14 protein-coding genes and 1 other annotated feature are annotated in these 16,201 nt (G+C 60.9%); of the genes, 8 read left to right on the top strand and 6 right to left on the bottom strand.

Annotated features, from left to right (window positions below; translation table 11 throughout):
* Nucleotides 1–50: 50 nt before the first annotated feature.
* Nucleotides 51–1,273, bottom strand: a protein-coding gene (locus D3879_RS09880) for an IS3 family transposase (RefSeq protein WP_119953679.1) whose coding sequence is annotated in 2 segments (ribosomal slippage) — nt 51–988 and nt 988–1,273 — 1,224 coding nt in all. Because the reading frame shifts where the segments join, the coding sequence is not laid out codon by codon here.
* Nucleotides 879–995, bottom strand: a sequence feature (AL1L pseudoknot). (Overlaps the previous gene by 117 nt.)
* 53 nt (nt 1,274–1,326) lie before the next feature.
* On the bottom strand, nt 1,327–2,256 hold the full coding sequence (locus D3879_RS09875) for an alpha/beta fold hydrolase (protein ID WP_119954080.1): 930 nt from the start codon (nt 2,254–2,256) through the stop codon (nt 1,327–1,329).
* Nucleotides 2,257–2,370: 114 nt separating this feature from the next.
* Here D3879_RS09875 and D3879_RS09870 point away from each other — a divergent pair, with 114 nt between their 5' ends.
* The 8 genes from D3879_RS09870 (at nt 2,371) to D3879_RS26275 (ending at nt 10,199) form a co-directional block, all read left to right on the top strand.
* Complete coding sequence (locus D3879_RS09870; protein WP_119954079.1) at nt 2,371–3,198, top strand: substrate-binding periplasmic protein; 828 nt, start codon at nt 2,371–2,373, stop codon at nt 3,196–3,198.
* A gap of 13 nt (nt 3,199–3,211) precedes the next feature.
* Nucleotides 3,212–3,565: a DUF4398 domain-containing protein gene (locus D3879_RS09865; RefSeq protein WP_420800924.1), complete on the top strand. Its 354-nt coding sequence runs from the start codon at nt 3,212–3,214 to the stop codon at nt 3,563–3,565.
* Nucleotides 3,562–4,374 (top strand): OmpA family protein, encoded by an 813-nt coding sequence (locus D3879_RS09860; protein ID WP_238474219.1) that lies wholly within the window; start codon nt 3,562–3,564, stop codon nt 4,372–4,374. The genes D3879_RS09865 and D3879_RS09860 overlap by 4 nt, the downstream gene beginning before the upstream one ends.
* A gap of 324 nt (nt 4,375–4,698) precedes the next feature.
* The gene (locus D3879_RS09855) at nt 4,699–6,138 is read left to right on the top strand and encodes an aminotransferase-like domain-containing protein (protein ID WP_119954078.1); all 1,440 of its coding nucleotides are present in this window, start codon (nt 4,699–4,701) and stop codon (nt 6,136–6,138) included.
* An 87-nt stretch (nt 6,139–6,225) separates the two neighbouring features.
* Complete coding sequence (locus tag D3879_RS09850) at nt 6,226–7,977, top strand: vWA domain-containing protein (RefSeq protein WP_119954077.1); 1,752 nt, start codon at nt 6,226–6,228, stop codon at nt 7,975–7,977.
* Nucleotides 7,978–7,979: 2 nt separating this feature from the next.
* On the top strand, nt 7,980–8,579 hold the full coding sequence (locus tag D3879_RS09845) for an RNA polymerase sigma factor (protein ID WP_119954076.1): 600 nt from the start codon (nt 7,980–7,982) through the stop codon (nt 8,577–8,579).
* Complete coding sequence (locus tag D3879_RS09840) at nt 8,576–9,367, top strand: hypothetical protein (RefSeq protein WP_119954075.1); 792 nt, start codon at nt 8,576–8,578, stop codon at nt 9,365–9,367. Before D3879_RS09845 ends, D3879_RS09840 begins: the two co-directional genes overlap by 4 nt.
* A gap of 265 nt (nt 9,368–9,632) precedes the next feature.
* Nucleotides 9,633–10,199 (top strand): hypothetical protein, encoded by a 567-nt coding sequence (locus D3879_RS26275; protein WP_147411122.1) that lies wholly within the window; start codon nt 9,633–9,635, stop codon nt 10,197–10,199.
* A gap of 57 nt (nt 10,200–10,256) precedes the next feature.
* Here the strand turns inward: D3879_RS26275 and D3879_RS09835 are convergent, their stop codons facing one another.
* From D3879_RS09835 to D3879_RS09820, 4 genes are all read right to left on the bottom strand, one after another.
* Complete coding sequence (locus tag D3879_RS09835) at nt 10,257–12,083, bottom strand: long-chain-acyl-CoA synthetase (protein WP_119954074.1); 1,827 nt, start codon at nt 12,081–12,083, stop codon at nt 10,257–10,259.
* Between the two features lie 217 nt (nt 12,084–12,300).
* Complete coding sequence (locus D3879_RS09830) at nt 12,301–13,146, bottom strand: SDR family oxidoreductase (protein ID WP_119954073.1); 846 nt, start codon at nt 13,144–13,146, stop codon at nt 12,301–12,303.
* A 186-nt stretch (nt 13,147–13,332) separates the two neighbouring features.
* Nucleotides 13,333–15,321 carry a geranyl-CoA carboxylase subunit apha gene (gene atuF / locus D3879_RS09825; protein WP_119954072.1) on the bottom strand — a complete coding sequence of 663 codons (1,989 nt, stop codon included), beginning with the start codon at nt 15,319–15,321 and terminating at the stop codon, nt 13,333–13,335.
* Nucleotides 15,322–15,385: 64 nt separating this feature from the next.
* On the bottom strand, nt 15,386–16,195 hold the full coding sequence (locus D3879_RS09820) for an enoyl-CoA hydratase/isomerase family protein (protein WP_119954071.1): 810 nt from the start codon (nt 16,193–16,195) through the stop codon (nt 15,386–15,388).
* Nucleotides 16,196–16,201: the final 6 nt, after the last annotated feature.

Below are 16,201 nucleotides of genomic sequence, written 5' to 3'. Positions count from 1 at the left end.
AATGATCAAACTGAATCGCCCCGGCTATTGTGGAGGCCGTTTCGTTTAAGTCAGGCCGCAATGGCCTGACTGGCTTGTTGCCGGTAGAAGTTTGTCTCAGCCTCCGCCGGCGGGATATAGCCGATTGAGCCCAGCAGACGCTGGTGGTTGTACCAGTGCACCCACTTCAGGGTGGCCAGCTCGACAGCCTCGCGGCTCTTCCATGATTGCCGGTGAATCAGCTCTGCCTTGTACAGCCCGTTGATGGTTTCGGCCAGGGCATTGTCATAGCTATCGCCTTTGCTGCCGACCGAGGGCTCGATGCCGGCCTCGGCCAGGCGTTCGGTGTAGCGAATCGAGACGTACTGGCTGCCGCGGTCGCTGTGATGGATCAGGCCGCCCGTACGACTGGACTGGCGGTCATACAGGGCCTGGTCCAAGGCATCCAGTACGAAGTCGGTCTTCATGCTGGTACTGACTCGCCAGCCGACGATACGGCGTGCAAATACGTCGATCACGAAGGCCACATACAACCATCCCTGCCAGGTCGAAATGTAGGTGAAGTCCGACACCCACAGCTGGTTAGGCCGGTCGGCATGGAACTGACGCTGGACACGATCCAGCGGGCATACGGTTTGGTCGCCCGATACCGTTGTCCGCACGACCTGACCACGCCGTATGCCCTGTAATCCGACCTGACGCATCAAACGCTCCACGGTGCACCTGGCCACATCGACGCGCTCTCGCCTGAGTTGCTTCCAGACCTTCATCGCGCCATAGCACTGCATGTTGGCATTCCACACTCGCTGGATTTCCGCGATCAACACCTCGTCACGCCGAGCACGACAGGAGCGCAGTGCGGGGTTACGAAGCCGGGCTGCATGCTTCCGGTAACCGGATGGGGCGATCCGCAAGACGCGGCAGATCGACTCGACCCCAAGACGGTCACGATGCTGGTCAACAAACGCCCTCAGGACTTGGTGCGGCGGTCGAGCTCCGCCTGGGCAAAATACGCACTGGCCAGGCGCAGGATCTCGTTGGCCTTGCGCAGCTCTCGCACTTCTCGCTCCAGCGTCTTGATGCGCTCATGCTCTTCCGTGGTTTGACCGGGCCGCTGCCCGGTGTTGGTCTGATAACGACGCACCCAGCCATGTAGGGTTTGCGCTGCACAGCCAATCTTGGGGGCGATGGACTCGATGGCCGCCCACTCGGACGGATAGTCGTTCAGGTGCTCCAGAACCATGCGTACAGCACGTTCACGGACTTCGGGGGAGTAGGTCGTGGTCTTTCTCATGGCCTCATCTTCTCAAGAGTTGAGGCCTCCACGAAACCCGGGGCGATTCAAACTTAACTTTTCACGCTGTCGAGAAAGGCCTGGTAATGCTCGGCGGTCTCTTCCGGACGCTCGATCATGGGGGCGTGCCCGGTGTTCTGCATGATGACTACACTCGGCTTCTTCAGCAGTGGTTGCATCACCTCGATGCTGGAGACATCAAGTACGCGATCCTTGTCGCCCCAGAGTAGCAGCGTGGGGGCCTGGATTTTCGGTAGTTCAGGTTCCAGCGGAATATAACGCTCCATCAACTGTTTGAAGATCTTGTCGTAGTGCGCGCTGTTGGCGATCGCTCGTTCGGCCAAGTAGCGGTTGAGTGTGTCCGGTAATGGTGGCGGCTCGACGAAGACAAAACTCACCAGGCGGGAAAAGTCTTCAGGGCTCTTCACAACCAGTGGATTGGGCTCGCCACGTTGCAGAATCTCGAAAAGTTCACTTTTCTTCGGCGCCGTTACGCCGGCGTTGTCCAGCAGTGCCACAGATAGCACCTGTTCCGGGTGGCGCGCGGCGTACAGGGCGCTGATGTGTCCGCCCATGGAGTTGCCGATCAAGTGCAGTTTTTCGATGCCCAGGGCCTTGGTAAAGGCAGCGAGGCGTTCCACCTGAGTGCCGACGTCATAACTGGCCTCCGGCTTGCTGCTCTCGCCAAAACCTGGGAGGTCGAGCGCAATCACGTGGTAGCGCTGAGTGAAGTGTTTAGCAAAGCGCAGCCAGTTATCCTTGTTGGCGCCAAAGCCGTGAACCATCAGTATGGTTTCGCCGTCCGCCGGGCCGCCCTCGTAATAATGGATGCTAAGATCGCTTACCTCCAGGTGCTTGGCTGTGAGCCCCGCCAACTGGCGCTCGACCAGTTGCGCACTGGCCATCAGGGTAGCGGGGGAGAAGTACAGCACCCCAATAGCCGCAGCTAAAACCAACGTTAAACCGAGAAGCAGCTTTTTCATGGCATGTCCTTATCGCTAATAATTATTGTGGCTGGCGTTAAGCTAGCATGAAGATCAATCCCGGCGTTCGCGTGTGGTCCTTATCCAATCGAATGTTTTGTTGAGAAGTACTCCATGCGTGAATATCCCTTCTTCAAACTGTTGCTGGTGCTCACGGGGTTGGCCCTGCTCCCAGGGTGGGCTTTAGCGATTGGCAAATGCGAGCGGCTGGTGGCCACCGGGAATCCAGAGTACCCACCGTATCTCTGGCGCGACCCGCAGAACCCGCAGCGACTGATCGGCGCCAATGCCGATCTGCTGCAGCAAATCGCCACGGCCTTGGGGCTGAAGCTGGAGATTATCTACACTGGCCCGTGGTCGCAGGCCAAGGAAGAGGTGCGCAGCGGCCGTGTCGATTTGCTCGCGGGAGCCGCACTGACCTTGCCACGGTTGGAGACCATGGATTACATCCATCCGGTCTTATTCTCTACACCGAGTGTGGTGTGGGTGCGCAAGGGGCACGGTTTTCCATATGGCGGCTGGGAGGATCTGCGTGGGCATACAGGCGGGATTCTGGCGAATGACCGCTTCGGTCAGCAATTCGATGCTTTTGCTAAGGCCAATTTGACCCTCGAACAGATGCCCAGTCTGACCCAGGCGTTCCAGAAACTGTTGCTGGGGAGTCCCGAATTTGTGCTGTACGAGCGCTACCCAGGGGCTGCTCTGGCGGACACGCTCGGTATGCAGAATGATTTGGAGACGCTTGAGCCACCGATCTCCAGTAAAGGGTTGTTTCTGACCTTGTCGCATGACTCAGCCTGCAACGAGCCCTGGCTACGCGGACAACTGGCGAAAAAGATGACAGAATTGGCCGCCGCCGGTGTGCCGGAGACCTTGCTGCAGCGCAATCTAGAGCGTTGGAAAGAGCAGCAGTTGCAGCCGGCAACTGCCCCGAATCAGTAGGAAAATTTTCGTGATCCATAGACGCAAACTGGCAACCAGTCTGGTCGTTATGGCCTTGGCCGGTTGTGCTAACGACCCTGCGCCGAACGAGCAGATGCGCCTGACTGAGCAGGCTGTAGTGCAAGCCAAGGCAGTCGGAGCGAATGAGCAGATACCGGAAATGCTGCTGGCAGAGCAGAAGCTCGCGCTGGCGCAGAAGAACATGCTCGAAGAGGACTACAAGAGGGCGCGGATGCTCGCCGAACAAGCTGAACTGGATGCTCGCTTGGCCGAGGCTCGTGTGCTGACGCTGAAAAGCCAGAAACAATTGGCGGAGTTGAGCACCCGGATCAATCGTCTGCGCAAGCAGTTGGGGGATCTGCAGTGAGCTGCAAACCTTACTTGAATGGCAGCCTGTGGCTGGCCATCGCGTTACTGGCGGGTTGCGCCAGTCAACAAGACAGCGAGCAAACTCTGGAAGCGGCGCGGGAGAGCTTCCAGAAGGTAAAGGAAGACTCGGATGTACTGCGAAGCGCGCCTAAGGATGTGATTCGTGCCGGTGAGTCATTGGCGCGTGCCGATCGTCTCTCCAGTTACTGGGGCAGTGAAGCTGACGTTAGCCACTACGCCTACCTGAGTCAGCGTTACAGTGATATCGCTGCTCAGCACAGCGCGTTGAGCCTGAACCAGGAACGTGCGGCCAAGCTCGAGCTGGAGCGTGAGCGTCTGCAACTCACCCTGCGTGAAGCCAAACTGCTCAGCGTGCAACAGCAGGGCAAGTGGCTAGAGGAACAGATCGTCAGCCTGGCCACCGCCGAGACCGAGCGTGGTTTGGTAATGACTTTGGGCGATGTGCTGTTCGATGCCAACCGCGCCGAGTTGAAAGCCTCAGCCAATCGCACGGTGCTCAAACTGGTGCAGTTTCTTCAGCTCAACCCAAAACGCGTCGTGCGTATTGAGGGCTACACCGATAGCCGTGGCAGCAAACAGGAAAACCTCGAGCTGTCGCGCGCACGTGCGCAAACCGTGGCTGATCTGCTGGTCGACTTGGGCATCGATGGCAAACGTATCCAGGTGAGTGGTTATGGGGCCGATTTCCCAGTGGCGGAGAATGCTTCCTCCCGTGGGCGAGCACAAAATCGTCGGGTGGAGATCGTCTTCTCCGATGAGCAGGGCCGTCTCGGCTCGGCCCGCTAAACCTGTTGTTTATTGGGTTCCCGCCTGCGCGGGAATGACGGGAGTAGTAGGGCGCAAGATTGTTTGATCGTTCCCACGCTCTGCGTGGGAATGCAGCCCGAGACGCACGGCGTCTGCTCTGTTAAAAGCCGCAGAGCTTATAAAAGCCGCAGAGCTTAAAGTTTTTATACCCGCCTGTCCTAAACAATTCCTTCTTGCTGCCAATTGAACCGATACAGTCGCTGGCGAACTTGTACTGTATCGGCAACATTGTCAGAAACTGTGCCGGTGCAGTTTTAATCTGCTCGACTACTGTTTCGGTTCAGTGACCCGAGGAAGGCTGCCATGACCAATCTGTTGCTCTACCAACGCATCGCCCAGCAATTGGCTGAGGATATTCGCCGTGGCGTCTACCAGCCGGGTGAACGGGTGCCGTCGGTGCGCAAGATGAGCTCGCAGCTAAATGTCAGCCATGCCACGGTGCTTCAGGCCTACGCCAATCTTGAGGATCAGGGGTTGATCCGCGCGCGGCCGCAGTCCGGTTTTTATGTCCACCAGACTCCGGCGCTGACGGCGCCAACCCCGGATATCGCCCGGGTTGAGCGGCCTGGCCTGGTCACCCGCAGCAGCATTATCAATCAGGTGCTCACCGAGTCGCGGCGCGAAGGGGTATTCCCCCTCGGGGCCGCAGTGCCGCATGTGGATTACCTGCCCGTGCGTGCGCTGCATCAACAATTGGCCAAGGTCACTCGGTTTCAGAGCCCGCGCGCCTTCAGTTACATGTTTAGCCCAGGGTTTGAGCCGTTGCGCCGACAAGTGGCGATCCGCATGCGGGACGCAGGTGTCGTGGTCGATCCGGCGGAGGTGGTGATCACCCACGGTTGTGTGGATGCCTTGCAGATGTCGCTACGGGTGCTGACTAAACCGGGAGATTTGATTGCGGCCGAGTCGCCGACTTACTACGGTTTGCTGCAGTTGGCCGATTTGCTGGGCCTGAAAGTGATCGAGATCCCCAGTGATCCGACCACCGGCATCAGCCTGGAAGCCCTGCAACTGGCGGCTAATCAGTGGCCGATCAAGGCCATGGTGCTGACCGCACGGCTGAGCAACCCACTCGGCGGCACCATTCCCGAGGAGCGGCAAAAGCAGTTGCTGCGCCTGGCGAAGGATTTCGATATCCAGATCATTGAGGACGATATCTACGGCGAGTTGATGTTCGAGCAGGGGCCGACCAAGGCGCTCAAGTCCCATGACCGTGAGGGGCGGGTGGTGTATTGCTCGAGCTTTTCCAAGACGCTGTCGCCCGGTGTGCGGGTCGGCTGGATCATTGCCGGTAAGTATCAGGATGATATCCAGCGCTTGCAGACCTTCAGCACCCATTCGGCCTGCAGTGTGACGCAGATGGGCGTGGCGGCTTATCTGGAGAACGGCGGCTACGACCGTCATCTGCGTTATATCCGCCAGGAGTACCGCAAGAACCTCAGCGCCTTCCAACTGGCGGTCCAGCAGTACTTCCCCGAAGGTACGCAAATCACCCGGCCGAAGGGCGGTTTCATCCTCTGGGTCAGTCTGCCGAGGCGGGTGAATACCAAGGATCTGCATGTGCGCGCTTTGCAGCAGGGCATCAGCATTGCGCCGGGGCTGATTTTCAGTAATACCGAGCAGTTCAATCACTGTGTACGGTTGAACTGCGGTATTCCATGGAATCGCGAAGCCGAGCGCGCGCTGATGACGTTGGGGATGCTGGCCAATCAGCTTTGCCAGGAGGCGGCCAGCGGTTTCTGAAAAAACTTTCAGCACGCTTAACCCGAAGGCGGTGACCTCTGCGTCTACTAGGGCGAATGGATCTTTTGTCCCCAGGAGGCGCCCAGCATGTCCCGTTACCGTGTTATTTCCCGCCAACCACTGCTCTGTGGTTTTGCCAGCGGTTTGCTGCTGGCACTAGCCGCCTGCAGCGCCTCGAACTCCGAGCACCCGAGCGCGCCGGTAGCGCGGGAGAAGCTGGCCGGCGCAGTCGCTGAAGATGCACGAACCCAAGAGTCACGCGCACAGCCGTTGGAGCAGAAGGCCGAGTCGGCGAAGTACGCCATCGCGGGCATGGCCATGCCGAGCCTGGTTGCCCCGACACCGATGAGTGAAGCGCTGCCGCCGGGTTATCGTGATGTGTCGCGTGAGCAGTATCAAAAGCTGGCAGATAACCCGATTTACGCGGTGGCCGAGACACCCGTGTCGACCTTCAGCATCGACGTGGATACTGGCAGCTATGCCAACGTGCGGCGTTTTCTGAACGATGGCCGGCTGCCGCCAGAAGAGGCGGTGCGCCTGGAAGAGCTGGTCAACTACTTCTCCTACGCCTATCCACTGCCCAAGGGCGATACCCCGTTCGGTGTGAGCACCGAGCTCGCAATCTCGCCGTGGAATGCCAACAGTCGCCTGCTCAAGGTGGCGATCAAGGCGTCGGATCTGCAGGTCGAACAGCTTCCCGCGGCCAATCTGGTGTTCTTGGTAGATGTTTCCGGCTCGATGGATCGGCGTGAAGGCCTGCCTATGGTGCAGAGCACCTTGAAACTGTTGGTCGCGCAATTGCGTGCCCAGGATAAGGTCTCGCTGGTGGTCTACGCCGGTGAGTCGCGGGTGGTGCTGGAGCCGACTTCGGGGGCGCAGAAAGCCAAGATCCGTGCGGCCATCGACCAGCTCACCGCCGGCGGTTCCACGGCCGGGGAGTCGGGTATCCAGCTGGCCTATCAACAGGCGCAACAGGGCTTCATCGACAAGGGCATCAACCGCATCCTGTTGGCCACCGATGGCGACTTCAACGTCGGTATCAGCGACTTCGAGACGCTGAAGAAACTAGCGGCCGACAAACGTAAAAGCGGTATTTCGCTGACCACCCTCGGCTTCGGTACCGATAACTACAACGAACAACTGATGGAGCAACTGGCCGATGCCGGCGACGGCAACTATGCCTATATCGACAACCTGCGTGAGGCGCGCAAGGTGTTGGTCGAGCAGCTGAGCTCGACCCTGGCGGTGGTGGCCAAAGACGTGAAAATCCAGGTCGAGTTCAACCCCGCGCACGTCAGTGAATATCGCCTGCTCGGCTACGAGAACCGTGCGCTCAAACGTGAAGATTTCAGCAACGACAAGGTCGACGCCGGCGAGATTGGGGCTGGGCATACCGTCACCGCACTGTACGAGATAGTGCCGACGGGCAGCCAAGGTTGGCTGGAACCGCTGCGCTATCAGAGCACAGAGACAACCGCAGCCAAGACCGCTGAGCTGGCGCTACTGCGCATCCGCTACAAAGGGCCGCAGCAAAGCCAGAGCCGCTTGCTGGAAGTACCAATCAAGGCGGAACAGAACCCTACTCCGATCGCTCAGGCCAGCGAGGATCTGCGCTTCGCCGCGGCCGTTGCAGGTTTCGCTCAGCAGCTCAAGGGCGGGCAATACACCGGTACCTTCGATATGGCGGCCAGCGCCAAACTGGCCCGCGGCGCCAAGGGCGAGGATCGTTTTGGTCTGCGTGCCGAGTTCGTCCAGCTAGTCGAACTGGCGCAGAGCCTGCAAACTGTGGTTTCAAGTTCAGCTTCAACTTCCGTTCCCAGCATGACCAAGGTCGACTGAGAGTGACATCCGCCACTGTTGCGACTTTCCTCGCCGATAGCGACGCCGATCTTCTGCGGCGTTATCGGCGTGGCGATGCCGAGGCTTTTGGCGTGCTCTATGCGCGCCATCGTCTTGGCCTGTTTCGTTTTCTCTGCGGCTTGTGCAGCGATCCGGCGCTGGCCGAGGAGGTGTTCCAGGAAACCTGGCTAAGCCTGATCCGCAGCGAGTCTTCGCTGCGCGAAGCGGTGCAGTTCAAGACCTGGCTATATCAGATCGCGCGCAACCGTCTGATCGACCATTGGCGCAAGCACGGCAAGTGCCAGGCGTTACAGGATGAGTTCGACGAGCAGCTGCATGGTGAGGTCTCCAGCGAGCCTAATCCGGAACAGCAACTTAGCCTGGCGCGTGATCAACAGCGACTACAGGCCGCGCTGGACGATCTGCCGACCGAACAGCGCGAGGTGTTTCTGCTGCGTGCCCATGGCGGCCTGGAACTGGGCGAGATCGCCGAGTTGACCCACACCCCGGCGGAAACAGTGAAAAGCCGTCTGCGTTACGCGCTGCAAAAGTTACGTCGGTTGCTGGCCGACCCGGCCACTGCCGAAGAGGTTTCCGTATGAGCCACGAGCCGCATGATCCTACAGGGCATAGCCCCGACTCGTCGCCGCTCGCACCGCACGAGCAGGCGCTGTTGCAACACTACCGTGCGCATGACCCGCACGAGCCTTCGGCCGCCTTGGATGCGCGCATCTTGGCCGCCGCCGCAGCGGCAATGCCAGCCGCCGATGCTCAGCGGGTGCCACAGCCAGGCGTCATGGCGCGTCTGCATGGCTGGTTGTTTGGCGACAGCCAACGGACACGTTGGTCCGTGGCGTTCGCCAGCTTGGCGACCCTTGGCTTAGGTGTGGGGCTGACGCTGCGTACGTTCGAACGCAGCCCTGAACACTACGATATAGCGCCTGTGCCGATGCAGGCTCCGGTACCTGCCATGGAGGCCGTTCAGTCATACGCGCTGCCGCAGCCGGCGGAGCAAAAGCGCAGCGTGCAGTTGCCTATGAGCGAGACGCCGCCCGCGCTGGTCGCCCCGATGGCCGAGGCGCAATTGCCGATGGCTGAGGAACGGGTAATCAGCAAGTCCGTAGCCAGCCCCGGTGGCCGGCTCGCTGACAGCGCTGCCAAAGCGGAAGCGCCCATGGCTGCGGTCGCGCCCGTTCAGCCCCTGCAGCAACTGAGCGAAGATCTGCAGAGCGCGTTGCAGCAGATCATTCAGTTGCGAGGTAGTGGCAAGCAAAAACTCGCCAGCGAGCAGCTCGCAGCGTTGCAGCGGCGCTATCCAGGGCTTGATCTGCAGGCTGAACTTGAACGCTTGCAGGCTGCTAAGGCAGAAAATTCCAGTGGTTCACGCTAGTCGGTCAGGCATTCGCTGGGCATTGATCGCATCGGCGGGAGCGGCGAGAGAGGTTCGCTTCACCCAGGTTGTTGTAGCGTGCCGCTGAACGGCTCCCGTGCATGGCGTGTGGAACCCAGCCTGAACCCCGGCGGCTTATGTCTTGGGGTTATTGCGCTGAGCGGCATTTTACTTTGATTTGCAACAAGGCGACTCAATCACAGGCTTGCCAACCGATCTACTCCGAGAGAGCATTAATAAGTTATGTTCGCTACTTGTGCTCCCAATGACTGCTACCCGCTATGTGGGGCTTGCTGTGGCACTGGTGCTGTTGAGCGCCTGTGACCCTGTTGAGCCGACACCTCCCAAGTCACCACCGACACCCCCCGCACCGGTTGTCAGCGAGCCGGCTGCGGCTGCCAAAGCCGCTCCTGATCGGCCTCCTGGCAAAGTCGAAAAGCCCAGCAGGCCGGTAGTCAAACGGGAGCAGGCGGCGCCGATTATCGCGCCCACGCCCGGTCCCGCGCCCAGCATCAGCACGGCCGCCAAAGAGCCACTACCTAAGGCCAGACTAGACCTACCGAAGGCCGGACTAGACCTACCTAAGGCTAAACCAGACCTGCCCAAGACCAAACTAGACCTGCGTTTGCCGTCGGATCTGGTAGGGGAACTGGAGCCGGGTAAATCCGTGGACCAGCCGATCAACCAGTCCCTGTTGCCGCCCTTATTCGTAGAAAAGCCGCCCGCGCAAGGCCCGTTCCAATTGAATGGCCGGCTGATCACCAATGATCGTGAGCAGGATTATTGGCAGTCGGTGGAAGGGGCTGAGTTGCAGTTCGAGTTTAAACAATAAGCCCAGCAATAAAAAAACGCCGACCTCACGGCCGGCGCTAAGGGGAAATGGTGCGTTTCAGAAGCGGTAGTAGCCCGACTGGATGGCTTGGTAAAGCCCTGCATCCAGGCACTGGAAACTGGCTTCGCCGGGTAGACGAACGAACATCTGGTCGCTGACTTCGCCTGGATTGTAGGCGGTTTTTTTCAAGTCGGCTTTCTTGTACTTGAAGGTGCCAGTCGTCTCGACTTCTTTCAGCAAGCGCAAAAACAGCGGCGCGGCGTAGGGCGGCAGTTCGCGATCCAGGTGCGCCGCCAAGCCGGCCGTCGGTATTTCAGTCCCTTGCGCCAAGCGCAGGGCGGCCATCCCGCAGCGGCCATTGGTGCCGGGGATTTCCACGCCATAGACCACCGCATCCTCGATGCCTGGGAAAGTGCCGAGGGCGTTTTCCACCTCGGTGGTGGAGACGTTCTCGCCTTTCCAGCGGAAGGTGTCGCCCAGCCGGTCGACGAACTGGGTGTGCTTGAAGCCAATGTCGCGCATCAGGTCGCCGGTGTTGAACCAGGCGTCGCCCTTCTTGAACACGTTACGCAGAATCACCGCCTCGCTTTTCGCCGGGTCGGTGTAGCCGTCGAACGGCCATTTCGGGCTGATCTCGCTGATCAGCAGGCCCGGCTCGCCTTTCTTGGCCTTCTCCATGAAGTGCTTTTTGTTGCGCAGTGGCCGGTCATTCTCCAGGTCGTAGCGGACGATGGCGTAGGGCGCCGGGGAGTAGCCGACGGTATTGTCGAAGTTGAACACGTTGGTGAAACCGATATTGCCTTCGCTGGAGGCATAGAACTCGGTGATCCGCTCAATCCCGAAACGCTGTTTGAACTCGCTCCAGATCGAGGGGCGCAGACCGTTGCCGATCATGCAGGTCAGGCTGTTGTGCTGTTCTTCCGGGCAGGGCGGTTGGTTCAGTAGGTAACGACACAGCTCGCCGATATAGCCGAAGCAGGTGGCTTGGTAGTGTTTGACGTCTTTCCAGAAGGCGCTGGCGGAAAAGCGCCGGCGCAGGGCGATGGCCGCACCGCCGGCCAGAACCGCGCTCCAGCACACCGTGACGGCGTTGTTGTGGTAGCAGGGCAGCGTCAGGTAGAGCACGTCGGTGTTGTTCAGGCCGAGGCCGGAATGGCCGAAGCCGCCGTAGGCCTTGATCCATTTACCGTGGCTCATGATCGAGGCTTTTGGCAGGCCGGTGGTGCCGGAGGTGTAGATCAGGAAACAGGCGTCTTTCAGGCGCACCTGAGCGGTTTCCGGCAGGTTCTCACCCGCCAGGTTTTGCGCCAGGCGGATCAGGTTCTGCCAACCTGTCGGCGCGTGACCGGGCTCGCTGAAGCTGTCGCCATCGGCGACCCAATAGCAGTGGCCGCTGCTTTTGAGTAGCTCGCCACGGACTTCTTCGAAGGGGGCGTGCAGCTCTTCGCCGATCACGAAATGGCTGGGTTTGACCAGATTCAGGCTGTGGATCAGCACCTGGCCACGCTGGGTGGTGTTGACCAGGGCGCCAACCGCGCCGAGCTTGGCCAGGGCGGCGAGGACTGCCAGCACCTCGATGCGGCTCTCCAGCATCACCGCCACGACACTGCCGTGGCACACACCTTCTGCCTTGAACGCCTGCGCCAAGCGATTGGCCCATGAGTTGAAGCTGGCGTAGGAGAGCTGCCGTTGCTCGTCCAGTACCGCCGGCCGGTTCGGATAAAGGTTGGCCGCGCGCTCCAATGCCCAGGCTAGCGAGAGGCTTTTCTCGCGGTTGCGAATGCCGGCGTAATACAGGCCGCGCAGCATGCGTGGCACGCGGCTGAGGGTGGCGGGCAGCTGGGCGATAAAGCGGGTAGGGGTGATCAGGTCGGCGTGGGTCATGGCTCTGGCTTTTGTCGTTGTTGTGCACAGGCGAAACGGCGTGACAAGCAATCTAGGGCGGGCGCTGGTTTGCGGCTATGGCCCTCACGCGAATGAACAAGGGCAGATCGGCAAATCGGTTTGCACCCCTCTCCCGTCGGGAGAGGGGCTGGGGGAGAGGGAGACACCGTAGCTCCTGATGGACTTGCGGCATTTCCCGAGGGAGAGGTGAAGCTAATCAATCCACAAACAGGTCTGCAATCAGCGAACCGCCGGCTGGATCGAAACGGTATTGCTCGAACTCGCTCTGGCCTTGTTCGCGCAGGATTTCCTCGTCGATCAGCAGGCGGCCGGTGATGCTGCGACCGCTGCTGCTGAGAATTGCATGGGCGGCGTCGGCCATGATCGCCGGCAGGCGGGCGCGTTTGAAGGCCTCGCGGCTGCCCAGTTCGAACTCAATGGCGGCGGTGGCGATCATGGTCTTCGGCCACAACGAGTTGACGCTGATACCGTATTTCTTGAACTCCTCACTCATGCCCACCGTCAGCATGCTCATGCCGTATTTGGTCACGGTGTAGGGGCCGTGCTGGGCGAACCACTTGCTGTCCATATTCAACGGTGGCGAGAGGTTGAGGATGTGGCCGCTGGCGCTGTTATTCCCCCCAGCGGAGCTGTTCTTCAAATACGGCAGCGCCGCTTGGCTGCAGACCATCACCGCGCGGGTGTTGATCTGGAACATCAAGTCGAAGCGCTTGGGCTCCAAGTGCTCGACGCCGACCAGCTTGATCGCCCCGGCGTTGTTGACCAGCCCGTCGATCCCGCCGAAGTGCTCGGCGGCTTGGGCCATGGCGACTTTGACGGCGTTCTCGTCACGCACATCGAGTTGCAGGGCCAGGGCTTTACCGCCTGCCGCTTCGACTTCAGCCGCAACGCTATGGATGGTGCCAGCGAGCTTGGGATGAGGTTCGGCACTTTTGGCGGCGATGACGATATTGGCGCCGTCTTTGGCCGCCCGCAGAGCGATCTCGCGGCCGATACCGCGGCTGGCACCGGTGATGAACAGGGTTTTACCTTGCAGTGACATGCGTGTTCTCCTGATCTTGTGGCTGTGCGTGGAGCGAACCGGCCGCTCCCAGGGGGGATGTCATGTCCGTAGGTCGGGTAGAGCGTAGCTCGTAGGGTGGGCATCAGCCCACCGCCATGTCGTGAGCTTCCGCGTGGGCTGAAGCCCACCCTACGACCTGAAGCCCACCCTACGGGTAACGGAGCCTTATGCCTCTTCGGCCTCGACCTCCACCAGCAATTGGCGGTTCTTGACCTGATCGCCCTTGCTCACCTGGACGCGGCGGATAATCCCGTCGACCCCGGCCTTGAGTGGGTGTTCCATCTTCATCGCTTCCAACACCACTAGCAGCTGGCCTTTGCTGACCTTGGCGCCTTCTGCCACCAGCACCTCGACAATCGCGCCATCCATCGGTGCTTTCACCGTGCCGGAGCTGGCGGCGTTCTGCCCGCCGGCTGGCTCATGGGTGACGTCGGTCAGTTCCAGATTGCCGTTGCGGCCATACAGCCACAAATTTTCGCCTGATTGATGATAGGCCATGCGCTGGCGTACACCGTCCAGCTCCAAGCTGGCCCAGCGGCCGTCAGCCTTGAGCAGGCGCACACTGAGCTCGGTTTCACCAACCCGGGCATGCAGTTGTGGCTGAGTGCCGGACTCGATCACCGCCAGTTCCACCGCCAGCTTCTGCTCGCCATGTTTGAGTACGAAGCGCCAGGGTGCGTTGCCGGCGTTACGCCAGCCGGACAGGCTGGACTGATGCGCGCGGGCTTGCGCCGAGGCTTGGTAGAGCAGGGTCGCAGCGGTCGCCAGTTCGGCCGCCGAGGGTGCTTGCGGGCTCAGGCTCGGGTCAGCTTGAAAGTGCTCGCCGATAAAGGCCGTGGTGGCGTTTCCGGCAGCGAACTCGGGATGCTTGAGCAGGTTGGCGAGGAAACGCTGATTGCCGTTCACGCCCAGCAGCACGCAGTCCTCGACCGCACGGATCAGTTTGCGCCGTGCTTCGTCACGGCTGGCGCCGTAGGCGATGATCTTGGCCAGCATCGGGTCGTAGAACGGCGTGACGGGTTGACCTTCGACCAGGCCGTGATCGATGCGAATGCCCTCCAGCAGCGCCGGTTCCCAGCGCAGCACTGCGCCGGTTTGCGGGAGGAAGTCGTTGGCCGAGTCTTCGGCGTACAGGCGCACCTCCATGGCATGGCCGCTGAGGGTGATCTCGTCCTGTTTAAGCGGCAGCGGCTGACCCTCAGCTACGCGGATCTGCCAGGCCACCAGGTCTTGCCCGGTGATCAGCTCCGTGACCGGGTGCTCCACCTGCAGGCGGGTGTTCATTTCCAGAAAGAAGAACTCGCCGCTCTGATCGAGCAGAAACTCCACCGTGCCAGCACCGACATAATTGACCGAAGCCGCGGCCTTCACCGCTGCTTCGCCCATGGCTTGGCGCAGCTCGGCAGTCATGACCGGGGAGGGGGCTTCCTCGACGACTTTCTGATGGCGACGTTGCACCGAGCAATCGCGCTCGCCGAGGTAAACGATATTGCCGTGCTGGTCGCCGAAGACCTGAATCTCGACGTGGCGCGGCTGGATCACCGCGCGCTCCAGAATCAGCTCGGCGGAGCCGAACGCATGTTGTGCCTCCGAGCGGGCGGTGCGGATCTGCGCGAGCAACTCGCCGGCTTCATGTACCAGGCGCATGCCACGCCCGCCGCCGCCAGCACTGGCTTTGATCATTAGCGGGTAGCCGATGCGCTCGGCTTCAAAGGCCAAGACGGCCTCATCCTGCGCCGCGCCTTCGTAGCCGGGGATACACGGTACCTGGGCTTCGAGCATGGCGATCTTCGACAGACGCTTGCTGCCCATCAGGTGGATGGCTTCGATGGTCGGGCCGATAAACACAATGCCCGCGGCTTCACAGGCCTGGGCGAACTCGGCGTTTTCCGAGAGAAAGCCGTAACCGGGGTGTATCGCATCGGCACCGGTCTTCTTCGCAGCGGTGATGATGTTGTCGATCTTCAGGTAGGACTGGTTTACCTGCGCGGGGCCAATGCACACGGCTTCATCGGCGAGTTGTACATGGCGCGCATCGGCGTCCGCCTCGCTGTACACGGCGACGGTGCGGTAACCGAGAGCCTGGGCAGTACGCATGACCCGGCAGGCGATTTCACCGCGGTTGGCGATCAGGATCTTGTTGAAGCTGGGCATGGATATTTCCCTCTCCCCAACCCTCTCCCTGAAGGGAGAGGGGGCTGTTTGGTGTTGGCGGCAATCACTCTGCCCATTGCGGTGCGCGTTTCTGCACGAAGGCCATGGTGCCTTCGACCCCTTCGGCGCCGACTACCGCTGCGGCGAATAGCCCGGCAGCGTGATCGAGCAGCGGGCTGAGGGGCTGGCTGTCGGTCGCCAGCAGCAAGGCTTTGGTCAAAGCGTTGGCGCCCGGGGCGCACTGGCGAACCTGCTCCAATACGTCGCTCAAGCGCTCGGCCAGCGCCTGCGCATCGCTCTCGGCAAAATGCACCAGGCCCAGCCGTTCGGCTTCACGGCCATCGAAGCGGGCAGCGGTCAGGGCCAGGCGGCGGGTCTGGGTCAGGCCGATGCGCTTGACCACGAACGGCGCGATCTGCGCCGGAATAATCCCCAGGCTGGTTTCCGGTAAGCCGAACTTGGCGTTGATGTGGGCGATGGCAACATCGGACACGCAGGCCAGGCCAAAACCACCGCCGAGCACCGCGCCTTCGAGTACCGCAATCACCACCTGCGGCGCGCTTTGCGCTTCCTCGAGCAGGGCGCCGAACGCGCGGTTCAGGTCGCGGTAAGCATCGGCGCCTTCGGCTTGAGCGCGTGCGCGGGCACCGGCCATATCCTTGATGTCGCCGCCGGCACAGAAATGCCCGCCCGCACCGCAGAGCACCAGGGCGCGTACGTCGCGGTCATCGCGTACGGCCTTGAACACCGCGCGGAGTTCTTCGACCATCCCCAGGCTCATGGCGTTGCGGCTCTCGGGGCGGTTCAGGGTGACGTGCAACACGCCGCCCTGGCTTTCCAGCAGCAGGGTTTCGCAGCTTGGCAATTGGCTCATGGGTGT

The sequence above is a fragment of the Pseudomonas cavernicola genome, assembly GCF_003596405.1.
Lineage (GTDB): Bacteria > Pseudomonadota > Gammaproteobacteria > Pseudomonadales > Pseudomonadaceae > Aquipseudomonas > Aquipseudomonas cavernicola.
This window is presented reverse-complemented; position numbering and strand designations above follow the sequence as displayed.